General features: G+C 68.7%; 14 protein-coding genes and 1 tRNA gene. 7 read left to right on the plus strand and 8 right to left on the minus strand.

The genetic code is table 11. The annotated features are described in order from the left end of the window. Positions 1-61 precede the first annotated feature (61 nt). The 5 genes from G6N66_RS27175 to G6N66_RS27195 all read left to right on the plus strand — a co-directional run bounded on the left by G6N66_RS27175 (position 62) and on the right by G6N66_RS27195 (position 5,678). A tRNA-Sec gene (locus G6N66_RS27175) sits at positions 62-154 on the plus strand. 16 nt (positions 155-170) lie between these two features. Then, a complete protein-coding gene (selA, locus tag G6N66_RS27180) occupies positions 171-1,469 on the plus strand; it encodes an L-seryl-tRNA(Sec) selenium transferase (RefSeq protein ID WP_085233945.1) in 1,299 nt (432 codons plus the stop codon). Continuing rightward, positions 1,466-3,277, plus strand: a complete 1,812-nt coding sequence (gene selB / locus G6N66_RS27185; protein WP_085234087.1) for a selenocysteine-specific translation elongation factor — start codon at positions 1,466-1,468, stop codon at positions 3,275-3,277. The genes selA and selB overlap by 4 nt, the downstream gene beginning before the upstream one ends. A 9-nt stretch (positions 3,278-3,286) precedes the next feature. Further along, a complete protein-coding gene (locus tag G6N66_RS27190) occupies positions 3,287-4,279 on the plus strand; it encodes an LLM class flavin-dependent oxidoreductase (protein WP_085233946.1) in 993 nt (330 codons plus the stop codon). Positions 4,280-4,337: 58 nt separating this feature from the next. After that, positions 4,338-5,678, plus strand: coding sequence for a sensor histidine kinase (locus tag G6N66_RS27195; protein ID WP_085234088.1), 1,341 nt, complete (start codon positions 4,338-4,340; stop codon positions 5,676-5,678). 4 nt (positions 5,679-5,682) lie between these two features. Here the strand turns inward: G6N66_RS27195 and G6N66_RS27200 are convergent, their stop codons facing one another. The 4 genes from G6N66_RS27200 to G6N66_RS27215 form a co-directional block, all read right to left on the minus strand. Beyond that, a complete protein-coding gene (locus tag G6N66_RS27200) occupies positions 5,683-6,861 on the minus strand; it encodes a sodium-dependent bicarbonate transport family permease (RefSeq protein ID WP_085233947.1) in 1,179 nt (392 codons plus the stop codon). A 44-nt stretch (positions 6,862-6,905) separates the two neighbouring features. Beyond that, on the minus strand, positions 6,906-7,136 hold the full coding sequence (locus G6N66_RS27205) for a DUF167 domain-containing protein (RefSeq protein WP_085233948.1): 231 nt from the start codon (positions 7,134-7,136) through the stop codon (positions 6,906-6,908). A 19-nt stretch (positions 7,137-7,155) separates the two neighbouring features. Then, on the minus strand, positions 7,156-9,393 hold the full coding sequence (locus G6N66_RS27210; protein WP_085233949.1) for an NADP-dependent isocitrate dehydrogenase: 2,238 nt from the start codon (positions 9,391-9,393) through the stop codon (positions 7,156-7,158). A gap of 84 nt (positions 9,394-9,477) precedes the next feature. Then, positions 9,478-10,047, minus strand: a complete 570-nt coding sequence (locus G6N66_RS27215; RefSeq protein ID WP_085233950.1) for a TetR/AcrR family transcriptional regulator — start codon at positions 10,045-10,047, stop codon at positions 9,478-9,480. 95 nt (positions 10,048-10,142) lie between these two features. On the opposite strand from G6N66_RS27215, the gene G6N66_RS27220 reads away from it, so the two are divergent. Beyond that, complete coding sequence (locus G6N66_RS27220) at positions 10,143-11,054, plus strand: SDR family NAD(P)-dependent oxidoreductase (RefSeq protein ID WP_085233951.1); 912 nt, start codon at positions 10,143-10,145, stop codon at positions 11,052-11,054. Here the strand turns inward: G6N66_RS27220 and G6N66_RS27225 are convergent. From G6N66_RS27225 to G6N66_RS27240, 4 genes are all read right to left on the minus strand, one after another. Beyond that, positions 11,051-12,268: a GNAT family N-acetyltransferase gene (locus tag G6N66_RS27225; RefSeq protein ID WP_085233952.1), complete on the minus strand. Its 1,218-nt coding sequence runs from the start codon at positions 12,266-12,268 to the stop codon at positions 11,051-11,053. The two genes, G6N66_RS27220 and G6N66_RS27225, sit on opposite strands and share 4 nt — an antisense overlap. A 26-nt stretch (positions 12,269-12,294) precedes the next feature. Beyond that, positions 12,295-13,506, minus strand: coding sequence for an acyl-CoA dehydrogenase family protein (locus tag G6N66_RS27230; RefSeq protein ID WP_085234089.1), 1,212 nt, complete (start codon positions 13,504-13,506; stop codon positions 12,295-12,297). A 31-nt stretch (positions 13,507-13,537) separates the two neighbouring features. Continuing rightward, positions 13,538-14,167: a TetR/AcrR family transcriptional regulator gene (locus G6N66_RS27235; protein WP_085233953.1), complete on the minus strand. Its 630-nt coding sequence runs from the start codon at positions 14,165-14,167 to the stop codon at positions 13,538-13,540. Positions 14,168-14,238: 71 nt separating this feature from the next. Next, on the minus strand, positions 14,239-14,643 hold the full coding sequence (locus G6N66_RS27240; RefSeq protein ID WP_085233954.1) for a winged helix-turn-helix transcriptional regulator: 405 nt from the start codon (positions 14,641-14,643) through the stop codon (positions 14,239-14,241). Between the two features lie 66 nt (positions 14,644-14,709). Here G6N66_RS27240 and G6N66_RS27245 point away from each other — a divergent pair, with 66 nt between their 5' ends. After that, positions 14,710-15,642, plus strand: coding sequence for a zinc-binding dehydrogenase (locus tag G6N66_RS27245; RefSeq protein WP_085233955.1), 933 nt, complete (start codon positions 14,710-14,712; stop codon positions 15,640-15,642). The last annotated feature ends 1 nt before the right edge of the window (position 15,643 follow it).

Below are 15,643 nucleotides of genomic sequence, written 5' to 3' on the forward strand. Positions count from 1 at the left end.
GATGGGGCGGATGTGACCTGGCGCGTCGTCCGACATTGAGGCACGGGCTAGCCTCCTCGGTGGAGGCGTTTGGGTTCCTGGTGGTCCCCCCGGTCTTCAAAACCGGTGAGATCGAGCAGCTCGGTCTGGCGGGTTCGATTCCCGTCCGCCTCCGCGAATCGAGGAGGCACGTGACCCAGGTCGACCCGCGACGCCGAATCCCGCGCACGGATCAGCTGCTGGCGCTCCCGGCGGTGCAGCAGGCGCGGGCGCGGCTGGGCGAGCACGCGGTAAAGGCCGCCGTGCACGCCGTCCAGGACCGGGCCCGACGCGGTGACCTGCCGGTCGAGCAAATATCCGACGCGCTCGTCAATGCGCTGACCCAGCACACCGCCACCACGCTGCGGCCGGTCCTCAACGCCACCGGCGTCGTCGTGCACACCAACCTGGGTCGCGCCCCGCTAAGCACGGCCGCGGTCGAGGCGCTGATCAACGCGAGCGGCTACGTCGACGTGGAACTCGACCTGGCTACCGGCACTCGCTCCAAGCGCGGGGTCGCGGCCCGCGCGGCATTACTGGCCGCGTGCCCGGCGGCCGAGGAGGCCCTGGTGGTCAACAACGGCGCCGCGGCGCTGGTGCTCGCCACCACGGCGCTCGCCGCCGGCGCCGAGGTGGTGGTCAGCCGGGGCGAGCTGATCGAAATCGGCGCAGGATTCCGGCTGCCCGACCTGATCGCCTCCACCGGCGCTCGTCTGCGCGAGGTGGGCACCACCAACCGCACCCACCCGAAGGACTACGCCGACGCGATCGGCCCGCAGACCGGGTGCGTGCTGAAGGTGCACCAGAGCAACTTCCGAGTGGAAGGCTTCACCAAAGCCGTTGGGTTGCAGCAACTTCGGGAGCTGACCGCGCTTCCCTTGATCGCCGACCTCGGCAGCGGGCTGCTGCGGCCCGACCCGACGCTGCCCGACGAACCCGACGCCGCCACCGCGCTCTGCGAAGGCGCCGACGTCGTCACCGCCAGCGGCGACAAGCTGCTCGGCGGCCCGCAGGCGGGCATCGTGCTGGGCCGCGCCGAGGTGGTCGCCCAGATGGCGCGGCATCCGCTGGCCCGCGCGGTACGCGCCGACAAACTCACCCTCGCCGCGCTCGAGGCGACCCTGCGTGCCGGCGCGTCACCGGTGACCCAGTCCCTGCACGCCGATCCCGAACGGCTGCGCACCCGGGCCGAGCGGCTGGCCGCGGCGGTCAACGCGTCCGTCGTCGCGCACGACGGCCGCGTCGGCGGCGGGGGAGCCCCGGGCGTTCCGCTCCCCGGATGGGCCGTGCGCCTCCCCGAGTCCGCGGCCGCGCCGCTGCGCGCCGGCGACCCGGCGGTGCTAACACGGGTGCACGACGGCGCGTGCCTGCTCGACCTGCGGTGCGTCCCCGAGTCCGACGACGACCGCCTGCTGGCCGCCGTGCGTCACGCACTGGATGTGGACCGCTGAACACCTACGTCGTCGCCACCGCCGGCCACGTCGACCACGGCAAGAGCACCCTCGTTCGGACCCTCACCGGCATGGAGCCAGACCGCTGGGCGGAGGAGCGTCGGCGCGGGCTGACCATCGACCTCGGCTTCGCCTGGACCACGCTGGCGTCGGGTCGCGAGGTCGCATTCGTGGACGTGCCCGGCCACCAACGCTTCCTGGGCAACACCCTGGCCGGTCTCGGACCGGCACCGGTGGTCTGCTTCGTCGTCGCCGCCGACGAGGGGTGGCAGGCGCAGTCCAGTGATCATCGAGATGCCCTGACCGCGTTGGGGATTCGCCACGGTTTGATTGCGATCACGCGCGCCGACCGAGCCTCGGAAGGCGCCGCCGCGAACGTCCTGAGGCAGGCCCGCGAGGAGCTGTCGGGGACCGGGCTGCGCGACGCGCCCGGCGTCGTCGTGTCGGCGGCCGACGGCAGCGGCCTGACGCAGTTGCGCGCCGCGCTCGACGACGTCCTGGCGGCAGTGCCGGCGCCCGACACTACCGCCAGGGTGCGGCTGTGGGTCGATCGTTCCTTCACCATCACCGGCGCGGGCACCGTGGTGACCGGAACACTGGCGGCCGGCACGCTGGCCCGCGGCGACGAGCTACAGCTACTGGGCGCGCGCAGCACCCGATCGGTGGGTGTGCGCGGTCTGCAGAGCCGGGGCGAGCCATACCCCACCGTGGGCCCGGTGGCCCGAGTCGCGCTCAACCTGCGCGGCGTGTCCCGCGACGCCGTGCACCGCGGCGACGCGCTGGTCACCCCCGATGCGTGGCCGAGCACGCGCAGCCTCGATGTGCGCCGCGTCAGCGGGGGCCCACTGAGCGAAGCCCCGGCGCGGCTGATCGTGCATGTCGGAACCGCGGCCGTGCCGGCGCGGCTACGCCCGTTCGACGACGAGCACGGCCGGCTGACGCTGGACCGGCGGCTGCCGCTGGTGCTCGGCGACCGGTTGATATTGCGCTACCCGGGCGGCCTCGGCGGCGCCCTAGTGCTCGATGCGGACCCGCCCGCGTTGCGCAGGCGCGGCGACGGGACCCGCAGGGCCGCGACGCTGGCCGGGATGGACGCCGATGGTGATGTCCTGGCCGAGGTGGCCCGACGGGGTGCGGTGCGGCACAGCCAGCTGCAGCGGCTGGGGCTAATCGTCGCCGACGGCGTGCCGACGCAGGTGCGGGTGCTCGACGGCTGGTGGATCCATCGGCCGACGTACGACGCGTGGCAACGGCGGCTCAAGGCCGCGGTGGCCGAACTACACGCCCGAGATCCGTTGGCGGACGGTCTATCTCGTGGCGCGGCACGCGACCTGCTGGGTTTGCCGGACGAGTCGTTGCTGGACGCGGTCGCCCGCGACGCGGGGCTCGAGCAAGGGGGCGGGCACATCCGGCTGGTCGGCGCCCACGACGACCTCGGGGATGCCGAGGCGGCCGTCGGCGAGCTGGAGGCGCGGCTGCGGGCCGAGCCGTTCCACGCGCCGGAGGCCGACGACCTGTCGGCGCTGCGGCTCGGCCCCCGTGAGCTGGCCGCGGCCGAGCGCGCCGGTCGGGTGCTACGGCTGCGGGACGGCTCGCCGACGGGAATCGTCCTGCTGCCCACGGCACCCGCGCTGGCGATGCGAGCCCTGGCGGAACTGGCGCAACCATTCACCACAAGCCAAGCGCGGCAGGCCCTTTGCACCACTCGGCGCGTCGCGATCCCGCTGCTGGAACACCTGGACGCCCGCGGCTGGACGCGTCGCCTCGACGCCGGGCACCGCGAGGTGGTGCGCCGACGGTCGGGCTAGTGTTTGCCCGTGGACATCTCCTGCGCCTTTGCCACCGCGTCCGACACCCCGGCCCACGTCGAGCTGGCCGAGACCTTGGGCTATCGGCACGCCTGGCTCTACGATTCACCGGCGCTCTACCCGGACGTATGGATGGTGCTGACCCGATGCGCCGAGCGCACGACGCGCATCGGCCTTGGGCCGGGCGTGCTCGTCCCCAGCCTGCGGCATCCGATGGTCAACGCCGCCGCGATCGCCGAGCTCGCGCACCAGGCACCCGGGCGCGTCGTCGTCGCGGTCGGCCCGGGGTTTACCGGCCGGATGGCGCTGGGCCAGCGGCCGATGCCGTGGCGCAAGGTCGCCGAGTACGTCCGCTGCTTGCGGGCGCTGCTGGCCGGCGACACGGCGGAGTGGGAGGGGGCGAAGATCTCGATGCTGCACCTCCCCGGCTTCGGGGCGTCGCGGCCGATTGAGGTGCCCATCCTGATCGGCGCCGAGGGGCCAAAGGGGTTGGCGGTGGCCGCCGAACTCGGCGACGGCGTGTTCTCCGCCGCCGTCCCCCAACCCGACGCCGTCAACCTGACCGACTGGCGGGCGCTGCTGTGTTTCGGCACGGTGCTCGACGACGGCGAGGAGCTCACCTCGGCGCGCGCCGTCGATGCCGCGGGGCCCGGTGCCGTGGTGCTCTACCACGCCGTGTACGAGCGGGCCGGCGCCGCGGTGGATAACTTTCCCGGCGGGCAAGGCTGGCGCGCGGCGGTCGAGGCCTTCCCCGAGGACGAGCGGCATCTGGCCATCCATGCCGGGCATCTTGTGCAGGCCAATCCTCGCGATGAGCCCTACGTCGCGGAGCTGATCCCGCTCGCCAGCTCGATGGCGCTGACCGGCACCGCCGAGCACGTCGCGGAAAAGATTGCCGGCCTGGCCGAACAGGGCGTCACCGAGATCGTCTACCAGCCGGCCGGATCCGCGATCGAGCGAGAGCTTGAAGCATTCGCCAACGCCCCCGGCCTCACGGGCTGACGAAATGCCAGCGGAAAGCGCCGTCGGCGCAAAGCAGCCCGACGTCCGTGTGCTGGGCATGCGGCTGCCGACGCGGGTGCTGTCGTTGCGCACCATCGTCATCGTCGCGCAACTGTCGGTGATCGCACTGGTGCTCATCCTGGGCGCCTGGGTGTGGATCGGCGTCACCAACGACCAATACAGCCAGCTCGACCGCCGCCTGGATTCGGTCACCAGCCTCGGCGATATCAACAGCCTGCTCAACGGCGCGGAGCTGGCCAATCCCGATCGGCCGACGCCCGACGGGAACCTGGTGCGCACGGCGCGGATCGGCGACGTGACCGTGTCGGTGCCCGCCAGCATCGTCGTGCCCAAACTGGCCAACGGCTACGCCAACACCACCATCAACGGCGTGCAGTACCGGGTGCGTACCTTCGCCGCGGGTCCGGCGTCGATCGCGCTCGCCGCGCCGTTGGCCGAGGCCCAACACCGGATCAACGAACTGCACCTGCGGGTGCTGCTGATCTGTGCCAGCGTCATCGGCGGCACGATCCTGGTCGGCTGGGTGATCTCGTTGATCATGGTCAACCCGTTCCTGCTGCTCGCGCAGCAGGCCCGCGCCATCAACGCGCAATCCAGTCCCGACGAAGTCCAGGTCCGCGGCGTGCGTGAGGCCGTCGAGATCGCCGAAGCCGTCGAGGGAATGCTGGACCGCATCGGCAACGAGCAACAACGCACCAAGGCGGCGCTGGAGTCGGCCCGCGACTTCGCCGCCGTCGCCTCGCACGAATTGCGCACCCCACTCACGGCGATGCGCACCAACCTGGAGGTGCTGTCCACGTTGGAGCTGGCCGCCGACCAGCGTCACGAGGTGATCGGCGACGTCATCCGCACCCAAAGCCGCATCGAAGCGACGCTGACGGCCCTGGAAAGGCTGGCCCAGGGCGAATTAACGACCGTCGATGACTTTGTCCCGTTTGACATCACCGAGTTGTTGGACCGCGCCGCGCACGACGCGCTGCGCACCTACCCGGACGTGCGGGTGTCGCTGGCGCCGTCGCCCACCGTGCTGATGATCGGGCTGCCTACCGGGCTGCGGCTGGTGATCGACAATGCCATCGCCAACGCCGTCAAGCACGGCGGTGCCAGCGAAATCCGGCTCCACGTAACCAGTTCCGCCGAAGGCGTGGAAATCACGGTCGACGACAACGGCACCGGCATTCCCGAGGAGGAGCGCGCCGCGGTGTTCGAACGCTTCTCTCGCGGATCGACCGCGTCGCGTTCCGGATCGGGACTGGGACTGGCGCTGGTCGCCCAGCAGGCCGAATTGCACGGCGGCGCAGCGTCTTTGCACGCCAGCCCGCTGGGCGGTACCCGGCTGCTGGTGAAACTGACCGGCGACGGACGCGGCCCCGCCTGAATCGTTACAAGCCCCACCAGGTAGCGACGCGGGCAATCTCGATATAGAGCGGAATCCCGATGGTGGCGTTGTAGGAAAACGTCAGACCGAGCGCCGCCGCCAACGGCAGGGTGGGGCTGGCTTCGGGAACCGCCAGCCGCTGCACGGCCGGGACGGTGATGTAGGACGCGGCCGCGCATAACACCGCGAACAGCGCGTAGGTGCCCTGCTTGAACTCGGTCTGGGTGTAGAAGGCGTAACCGTGGGCGATGATGATCCCCAGTGTCGCAAAGACATTCGGCGCGACCAGAGCGAACAGGATGAAGCCCACGCCGCCGGACCGGAGATCCTTCAGCTTTCGCGAGGCGGTCATGCCCATTTCCAGCAGAAAAAGACATAACGCCCCCTGGAACGCCGATACGAAGAACGAGTTGTCGTCGTGAACCACGCTCGGGCCCTGCAGCCCGCTGACGAAGCCGATGACGATGGCGCCCAGGAGAAGACAGATTCCGGGGTTGAGCAAGACCTCGTTGATCACGTCCGTCTTGGATGCGGGGCGGTCCAAGTAATGCGCGTGCGGGAACTGTCGCGCGGGGTATTCGCCTTCCCCCGAAGCGATCTCGCGCTCGCCCACCGCGGCGGTGCCGGGTCCGGTGCCGAGCGTCGCCGGCGCACGGTAGCCGGGCTCGTCGGGCATGTGCCCGTCGGGGTCCATGCCGCGGTTCCGCAGCCGCGCGGCTAGATACAGCGCGACCAGGCAGCCGGGAATCTCCATGACGGCGAGCATGACCGGCAGGTAGGCGTCGAACGCGATACCCAAGCCGGTCAGCACGGCCACGCAGATGGCAAAGGTCCCGGCCGAATCCGAGCCGTAGTAGCCCGCGACCATCGCTCGGTCCACGCGTCGCATCCCGCTGAGCCAACTCAATGCCACGTAGGTGACGGCGCCGATCGCGAGGTTAACGACGAAGCCCAGGACCATGAAACCGGCGATCGCGCCGACGTGCGCCGGCTTGATCGCGGCGAGCTGCTCGCCCCCCTGCCAGCCGATGGCCACGAGCAGATACATCGTCAGGGCCTGACGGATGACATTCGGAAACTCGAAACGCACCCGCAGGATCGGGATCAGAAACCCGAAGTAGAAGAACAGCAGGAGTGGCTTGAACAAGTTATGGGTGAAGTTCTGCCAGAACGCATGCAGCATTGCCATTTCTCCTGTGAGCGGTGCAGCGATCAGGTTAGCCCTGATCAGCGGCTAATACGAAAGCGCTTCCGGCGTGATGTCGTGCCCGACACCAATTCGACGCGGCTTCTTGGCAATTGGAGATGAGCGGCCAGCAAGCGGACGACCGCGTCGTTGGCCTTACCGTCGACCGCCGGTTCGCGCACATAAATTGTCAGCTCACCGGCGGAATCGACCTCGACCAGCGGGCCCTTGCGGCTGTTCGGCTTGACCTTGACGACGACAATCTCGGTCATGCACGCCTCCCCGCGGGCGTCAGCCCTGCGCGGCCTCCAGCGCGGCATTGAAGGTTTGGCTGGGCCGCATCACCGCCGCGGTCTTGTCCGGATCCGGGTAGTAGTAGCCCCCGATGTCCACCGGCTCACCCTGCGCCTTGTTGAGCTCGGCGACGATGGTGTCCTCGTTCTCGGCCAGCGATTCCGCGAGTTTGGCGAAGTGTTCGGCGAGTTCCTTGTCGTCGGTCTGCGCGGCGAGTTCCTGCGCCCAGTACATGGCGAGATAGAACTGGCTGCCGCGGTTGTCGAGCTCGCCGGTCTTGCGCGACGGGCTTTTGTTGTTGTCCAACAGCTTGCCGATCGCGGCGTCGAGCGTTTGGCCGAGGATCTTGGCCCGCTCGTTGTCGGTCTTGACGCCCAGGTCCTCGAAGCAGGCGCCCAGCGCGAGGAATTCGCCCAGCGAATCCCACCGCAGGTGGTTCTCCTCGACCAACTGGTGGACGTGTTTGGGCGCCGAACCGCCCGCACCGGTCTCATACATGCCGCCGCCGGCCATCAGCGGCACGATCGACAGCATCTTGGCGCTGGTGCCCAGCTCCAGGATCGGGAACAGGTCGGTGAGGTAGTCGCGCAGGATGTTTCCGGTGGCGGCGATGGTGTCCTGTCCGCGGACAACGCGCTCCAGGGTGTATCGCATGGCCCACACCTGCGGCATGATCTGGATCTGCATCCCCTCGGTGTCGTGGTCCTCGAGGTAGGCCTTGACCTTCTTGCGCAGCTCGGCCTCGTGCGGCCGCTCGGTGTCCAGCCAGAACAGCACGGTCATGCCGGACTGGCGCCCGCGGTTGACGGCCAGCTTCACCCAGTCGCGGATCGCGGCGTCGGTGACGATGGGCATGCGCCAGATGTCGCCGGCCTCGACGTCCTGGCTCAGCAGCACCTCGCCGGTGTCGAGGTCGACGATGTTGGCGACGCCGTCCTCGGGGATCTCGAAGGTCTTGTCGTGGCTGCCGTACTCCTCGGCCTGCTGCGCCATCAGGCCGACGTTGGGCACGGTGCCCATCGTCGTCGGGTCGAACTGCCCGTGGGTTTTGCAGAAGTTGATCATCTCCTGGTAGATCCGGGAGAACGTGGACTCGGGGTTGACCGCCTTGGTGTCTTTTGGCCGCCCGTCGGCGCCGTACATCTTGCCGCCCGCGCGGATCATCGCGGGCATCGAGGCGTCGACGATGACGTCGCTGGGGGAGTGGAAGTTCGAGATGCCCTTGGCCGAATCCACCATGGCCAGCTCGGGCCGGTGCTCGTGGCAGGCGTGCAGGTCGCGAATGATCTCGTCGTGCTGCGACGCGGGCAGCGACTCGATCTTGTCGTAGAGGTCGACCAGCCCGTTGTTGACGTTGACGCCGAGCTCGTCGAACAGCTCCTGGTGCTTGGCGAACGCGTCCTTGTAGAAGATCTTGACCGCGTGGCCGAAGACGATGGGGTGGCTGACCTTCATCATTGTCGCCTTGACGTGCAACGAGAACATCACGCCGGTCTCGTAGGCGTCTTCGATCTGCTCTTCATAGAAGGCGCACAGCGCCTTCTTGCTCATGAACATGCTGTCGATGATGTCGCCGTCGCGCAGCGACACCTTGGGCTTGAGCACGATCGTCTCGCCGCCCTTGGTGACCAGCTCCATCTTGACGTCCCGCGCGCGGTCCAGCGTCATCGACTTCTCGCCGTGGTAGAAGTCGCCGTGCTTCATGGTTGCGACGTGGGTGCGCGAGGCCATCGACCACTCGGTCATGGTGTGCGGGTGCTTGCGCGCGTACTCCTTGACGGCCTTGGGGGCGCGACGGTCCGAGTTGCCTTCGCGCAGAACCGGATTCACCGCGCTACCCAGCACGTTGGCGTAGCGCTTGCGCAGCTCCTTTTCCTCGTCGGACTTCGGGTTCTGCGGGAAGTCCGGAACCTTGAAGCCCTTGCCCTGCAGTTCCTTGATCGCGGCGACCAGCTGCGGCACCGAGGCGCTGATGTTGGGCAGTTTGATGATGTTGGTGTCCGGTTCCTGCGTCAGCTTGCCCAGTTCGGCCAGGTTGTCCGGCACCCGCTGGTCTTCGGTGAGTTCGTCGGGAAATTCGGCCAGGATGCGCGCCGCGACCGAGATGTCGCTGGCCTCGATCTTGATTCCCGCGGGTTCGGCGAAGGCGCGCACGATCGGCAGGAAGGCGTAGGTCGCCAGCATCGGTGCTTCGTCGGTCAGCGTGTAGATGATGGTCGGCTGCTCGGCGCTCATGGTTCGTTTTCTCCCGGCGTCACGGTCGTCGCTATCAGTATCGATCGCAACCCTACTGTTGGCTGCACGGCCGGTCGAAGGCGCTCACCCCCGGTTGCTTCGCAGGCCGTCGAGGGCGACCTCGGTCACCCGGTCGGCCAGTTCGCCGTTGTAGCTCTGCATGGCCTGGCACCCGACCAATAGGGTCTTCACTTCGGGGACCGTCACGTCGGACCGCGCGGTGCCCGCCTCCTGCGCGGCGGTCAACAGCTCGTCCAGCAGGGCCAAGAAGTCCTCCTCGGCCTCGGGCACCGCGCTGTTGACGTCGATACCGAGGCCGGCGAGGGCCTCGACCAGCCCGCGGTCGGCGGCCCCCCACTGCAGCACCATCGACCGCAGGAACGCGAACAGCGCCTGACCCGGCTGCTCGGATTCCAGCAGGGCACGCCCGTCGGCGATGATGCGTCGCAGATGATCGGCGATGACCGCCTGGAATAGCGCCTCTTTGGTCGGGAAATGGCGGTACACCGTGCCCGCACCCACGCCCGCGCGCCGGGCGATCTCGTCGATCGGCACCGACAATCCCTCGGCGGCGAAGGTGTCGTAGGCGACCTCCAGCACGCGCGCCCGATTGCGGGCCGCGTCGGCGCGCACCGGCCGATCGGGTTGGGCCACGCAACACCTCCTGGCTAAACGGGGCGCACGTTCCGTATAGTCTTGGTCAAACGGAGCGCCCGCCCCGTTTAACGCATCTTAGCGAGGAGCACGCCATGACCAAATGGACCGTCACCGACATTCCCGACCAGACCGGCCGCACCGCCGTCGTCACCGGCGCCAACACCGGGCTTGGCTTCGAAACCGCCGCCGCGCTCGCTGCCCGCGGGGCGCACGTCGTTATGGCCGTGCGCAATGTCGAGAAGGGCAAGCAGGCCGCGGCACGCATCACCGAGGCGACCGCGGGCGCCAACGTCGAGCTGCAGGAACTCGATCTGACCTCGCTGGCGTCCGTGCGGGCGGCCGCCGAACAGCTGCGGTCCAATCACGACCGCATCGACCTGCTGATCAACAACGCCGGCGTGATGTATACACCGAAGTCGACCACCAAGGATGGCTTCGAATTACAGTTCGGCACAAACCATTTGGGCCACTTCGCGTTGACCGGCCTGCTGCTCGATCGGCTGCTGCCGGTTTCCGGATCGCGGGTGGTCACCGTCAGCAGCATCGGCCACCGTATCCGCGCCGCAATACATTTCGACGACCTGCAGTGGGAACGCGGCTATAACCGGGTCGCCGCGTACGGGCAATCCAAGCTCGCCAACCTGTTGTTCACCTACGAGCTGCAGCGCCGGCTGGCCTCCCGCGGGACCACGATCGCCGCGGCGGCTCATCCGGGCGGCTCCAACACGGAGCTGATGCGCAACATGCCGCGGCCGCTGGTCGCGACCTACGACCGCCTGCTTGCGCGGTTCTTCCAGGACGCGGCGATGGGCGCACTGCCCACGCTGCGCGCCGCCACCGACCCCGCCGTGCGGGGCGGCCAGTATTTCGGGCCCGACGGCTTCGCCCAGACACGTGGTTACCCGAAGGTGGTGAGCTCCAGCGCGCAGTCCCACGACGTTGAACTGCAGCGGCGGCTGTGGGCGGTCTCCGAAGAACTCACGGGGATCGCGTACCCGGTCTAGAAGTAGAACCCGGCATAGGGTGCTTCGGGCACCGCAAACAGCCGGTCGGCGGTAACCAGCGTCGACGGGTCGTCGGCACGGGCCAGCCCGGCCAGCGCGAGGCCGCGCCAGGTGGTGCCGCCGAGCAGGACGGCACCGAGACCCTCGATGTCGACGTGCAGTTCCGGGGTTTGGTCGGTCTTGGTAGCACCGTCCGCGGTGATGCCGAAGCTGGCCGAATTATTCTGCAGCAGTGGGTCATTGACGGCGATGACGACGGCGCCGTCGCCCTGGTAGCGTCGTGCCGCCAGCGCCTGGTGTGCGTCGACGACGCGCAGCCACGTCTCGTCGTGCACAGCGGTGACTCGCGCGGCGCGTCGATCGAGGAGCAACTGGGGCAGCGGGTCATCGACGGGCAGCATCCAAAACGTCACGCGATCAACAAGATCCAGTCCGAGCAGGAAGCGCATCAGCCCGAGGTAGGCGTCCGTGGTGGGGGCGAAGAAATCCTCGACCACAATGGTGCGCTGATCGCTGACGAACCACCTCTCGGTGTCGACGGGGCGGTAGCGGGCGAATCCCGTTTCGGCACCGGGCTCGCCGTGCACCGCGACGTAGGACGCGCCCGGGAAGGCTTCGGTGCGTAGCCGCAGGCCCTGCCACCACACCGCGGCGCGATCGACGGTGCCCGCGCGGGACGGACGATTCTCGGAGCAGATGCGCGGCAAGACATCCCAGGCCTGCGCCACGTCCAGCAGCCGCACCGGGCCACCGGCGCCCACACCCGGGCGCAGCGCGGCGCGCGCGGTCTGCACTTCCACGGTGTGCGTCGAGCTGGCGACGCCATAGCCGTAGCGCCCATAGATCGTGGCCTCCGACGCCCGCAACGATGCGAGCACCTCACCGCGCGCGGCGATGTCGTGCAGCTGATGCCGGACCAGCTCGGTGGCGATCCCGCGGCGGGTGAACGACGGCAGCACCCCGATGTGTGTCACGGCGGCGTGGCCGACGGTCGCCCCGCCGGGCAGGGTCAGTCCGCCGGTGACGGCGTCGGCGGTGCCGACGAGCTGCTCGTCGACGAACGCACCGATGGTGCGCCCGGGTTCGAGCAGCGTGAAGATCTGGCCGGGCTGCAGATTTGAGAGCGGCGGGAACCCGACCATGGCGGTGCGAAACACGTTGGCCGCAGCGAGCAGGTCGTCCTCGCTGTCAAGCACCCGGATCTCGGTGGTCATGCCGCCATCATGGCTGGCGGCCCGAGTCAGCGGATGGGCAGGCCCGTCAGCGCGCGCGAAATCACCAGGCGCTGGATCTCGCTGGTGCCCTCGAAGATGGTGAAGATCTTGGCGTCGCGGTGCATCCGCTCCACGGGATAGTCGCGGGTGTAGCCGTTGCCGCCCAGGATCTGGATGGCCTCGTCGGTGACATAGACCGCGGTCTCGCTGGCCACCAGCTTGGCCATCGAGCCCTCGGCCGCGTCGAAGCTCAAGTTGTTGCGCGCCATCCAACCGGCGCGCCACACCAACAGCCGGGCCGCGTCGATGCGGCTCTTCATGTCGGCCAGCTTGAACGCCACGGCCTGGAATTCACCGATCTTGCGGCCGAATTGCTCACGCTGGGAGGCGTATTCGAGGGCGTACTCGTAGGCGGCGCGCGCCACGCCGACGGCCATCGCGCCGACGGTCGGCCGGGTGCGCTCGAAGGTCTTCATCGCCGCCTGGCCGCCGGCGGAGGCGCCGGATTTGACCCGGGCGATGCGGGCCTCGAACTTCTCCCGGCCGCCGAGGATCATGTCCTCGGGCAGGCGGACGTTGTCCAGCACCACCTCGGCGGTGTGCGAGGCGCGTATCCCGTGCTTCTTGAATTTCTGTCCCTGAGAAAGGCCTTCGGTGCCCGGCGGGATGACGAACGAGGCCTGACCGCGGGCGCCGAGTTCGGGATACACCGAGGCCACCACGATGTGCACGTTGGCGATGCCGCCGTTGGTCGCCCAGGTCTTGGTGCCGTTGAGCACCCACTCGCGGGCCGCCTCGTCGTAGCTGGCGCGAGTGCGGATGGCGCCGACGTCGGAGCCTGCGTCGGGCTCCGAGGAACAGAACGCCCCGAGCTTGGGGTCGCCGGGTGTGCCGAACATGTCGGGCAGGAATCGGCCGATCTGTTCGGGAGTTCCGTTGCCCGCCAACGCCGCCGCGGCCAGCCCGGTGCCCAGGATGGACAGCGCGATGCCGGCGTCACCCCAGAACATCTCCTCGAACGCGGTGAGCATGCCCAGCCCGCTCGGCTCGGCCGCCTGCTGCGCGAAGAAGTCGGGGGAGTAGAGGCCCACCTTGGCGGCCTCCTGGATCACCGGCCACGGAGTCTCCTCGCGCTCGTCCCATTCTGCGGCGGCGGGCCGGATGACCTCGGCCGCGAACTGGTGCACCCAATCGCGGACCTCGATCACGTCGTCGCTGAGTTGTAGTGAGAATGTCACAGCTTCCATCTCCTGAAATTCATTGTCGTGCTTAGTGTTTCGCAGATTCCCTGGTGACGGTGTACTGCGCGAGGACGCTGAGCGTTTGCTTGACCCAAGCCTCGAAGTAGCGGTCGTCGTCGATGTTGCCGGGCGTGCGGCCGGTGAGCGCTCGCAGCGTCGCGGCATACGACAACGACCCGATCGCCACGGCCGCGGCCGCCTCCGGATCGGGGATGCAGGTTCGGCCCGAGCGGTTGGACGCGGCCAGTTCTTCGGCGAACCGCTGGTAGGCGTTGTCGGTGATGACCTGCCAGGTCTTCTCGTCGAGATCGCCGAGTTCGTCGGGCTCGCGCAGCATGACCTTGAGCAGTTCCTCGCTCTGGGTCAGGTTGCTCCAGATCAGCTCGCCCGCGGTGCGCACGGCCTGCTCGACGCTGCCCGGCGTACCGGCGTCGAATTGCTCGCGCGCGGCCACGATGCTGTCGGTGCGGTGTGCAACCGCGGCCTCCAGCAGTTCGCGTTTGGAGCCGAAGTGCTTGTAGAGCGCGCCCGACCCCGGAGCGAGGCCGGATGCCCGCTGGATGTCGGCCACCGACGTGGCCGCGTACCCCTTGGCGGCGAACAGCTGCAACGCCTCGGCCAGCAGGCGATCACGCCCGCGGGTGGGTTCTGGAGGCATAGGTGAGAGAGTACTCACTCACCATCGGAATGGCAAAGCTCGGATCGTGACGACGCCGCTCTGCCGGCTCGTTACGTCGTCACGGGCTGTGCGGCGGTGAGTTTGTCGAAGGCGTCGCGCGCGAGTTCGATCTCGGACATGTGCGCGTATGCCCAGCCGCGGATCGCGTCGACCGCCTCGGTCAGGCTCTGCCCCAACGGCGTCAACCGGTACTCCACCGTCACGGGCACGGTCGGGTAGACCGTCCTGGTCACGAGGCCGTCGCGCTCGAGTGCCCGCAGCGTCTGCGTGAGCATCTTCTGACTCACGCCCTCGATCCGACGGCGCAGCTCGGAAAACCGCAGGGGCTGCTCGCCTTCCAGCACGGTGATGACGAGCATCGCCCACTTGTCGGCGATGCGGGCGATTACCTGGCGAGTCGGGCACTGCGCCTTCAGCGCGTCCCAGCGGACGGCGGTGGTCCCTATGGTTTTCATTAGGTACCTATACCACAAATTAGTGCTCTCTTCCCAGTGGAGAGTTAGCCGCATACGGTTCCCAACATGAAGGCATTCGCTATTGCTCGCGACGATGCTCCGGCGATCGAGATGGTCGAGGTCGAGACACCAACCCCGAAAGTCAACGAGGCGGTTATCGCGGTGAGCGCGTACTCGCTCAACCGAGGCGAGACGTTCCTGCTCGAGCGCGAACCCGCTGGCTGGCGTCCCGGCAAGGACATTTCGGGGACGGTGGTCACCGCGTGCGCCGACAGCAGCGGGCCGGCCGTCGGAGCGCGGGTCGTCGCCCACGTCGACGCGGGCGGCTGGGCCGAGCTGGTGGCGGTGCGCTCGGATCGGCTGGTCGAGCTCCCCGATGACGTATCCCATACCGATGCGGCGACGCTTCCGCTCGCCGGGCTGACCGCGCTCCGGCTGCTGCGGGTAGCCGGACCGCTCTACGGCCGCACCGTGCTACTGACCGGCGCGTCCGGGGGCGTCGGCCATTTCTTCGTCGAGCTGGCCGCCGCCCAGGGAGCGCGGGTGACCGCCGTGACGTCCAGTCAGGAACGCGGCCAGCGCCTCCTCGAGCTAGGCGCGCACGCGATCGTCACCGACGTGCGGCTCGCGCGCGGTCCGTTCGAGGTCGTGCTCGACTCGGTCGGCGGGGACACGACGCAGGCCGCCTGGCGCACGCTCACCCCGGAGGGAACCTTCGTCTGGTTCGGACAGGCGAGCAGGACCCCGTCGAGCCTGGACTTCTTCGACTGGTCGGGCGGACTGAACGCGACGCTGCGCAAGTTCCACTACCTCGAGCCCGTCGACCGGGTCAAGGAGGACCTGTCCACGCTGGTCGATCTCGTGGCAGCGGGTCGGCTGACACCCGAGATCGGCTTTCGCGGCCACTGGACACAAACCGAGGACGCGATCGAGCAGCTGCTCGCCCGCCGCCTGCGCGGCCATGCCGTGCTCGCACTCACCAACCCGGAAAGGAACTGAG

The sequence above is a fragment of the Mycobacterium conspicuum genome (assembly GCF_010730195.1).
Classification (GTDB): Bacteria; Actinomycetota; Actinomycetes; order Mycobacteriales; family Mycobacteriaceae; genus Mycobacterium; species Mycobacterium conspicuum.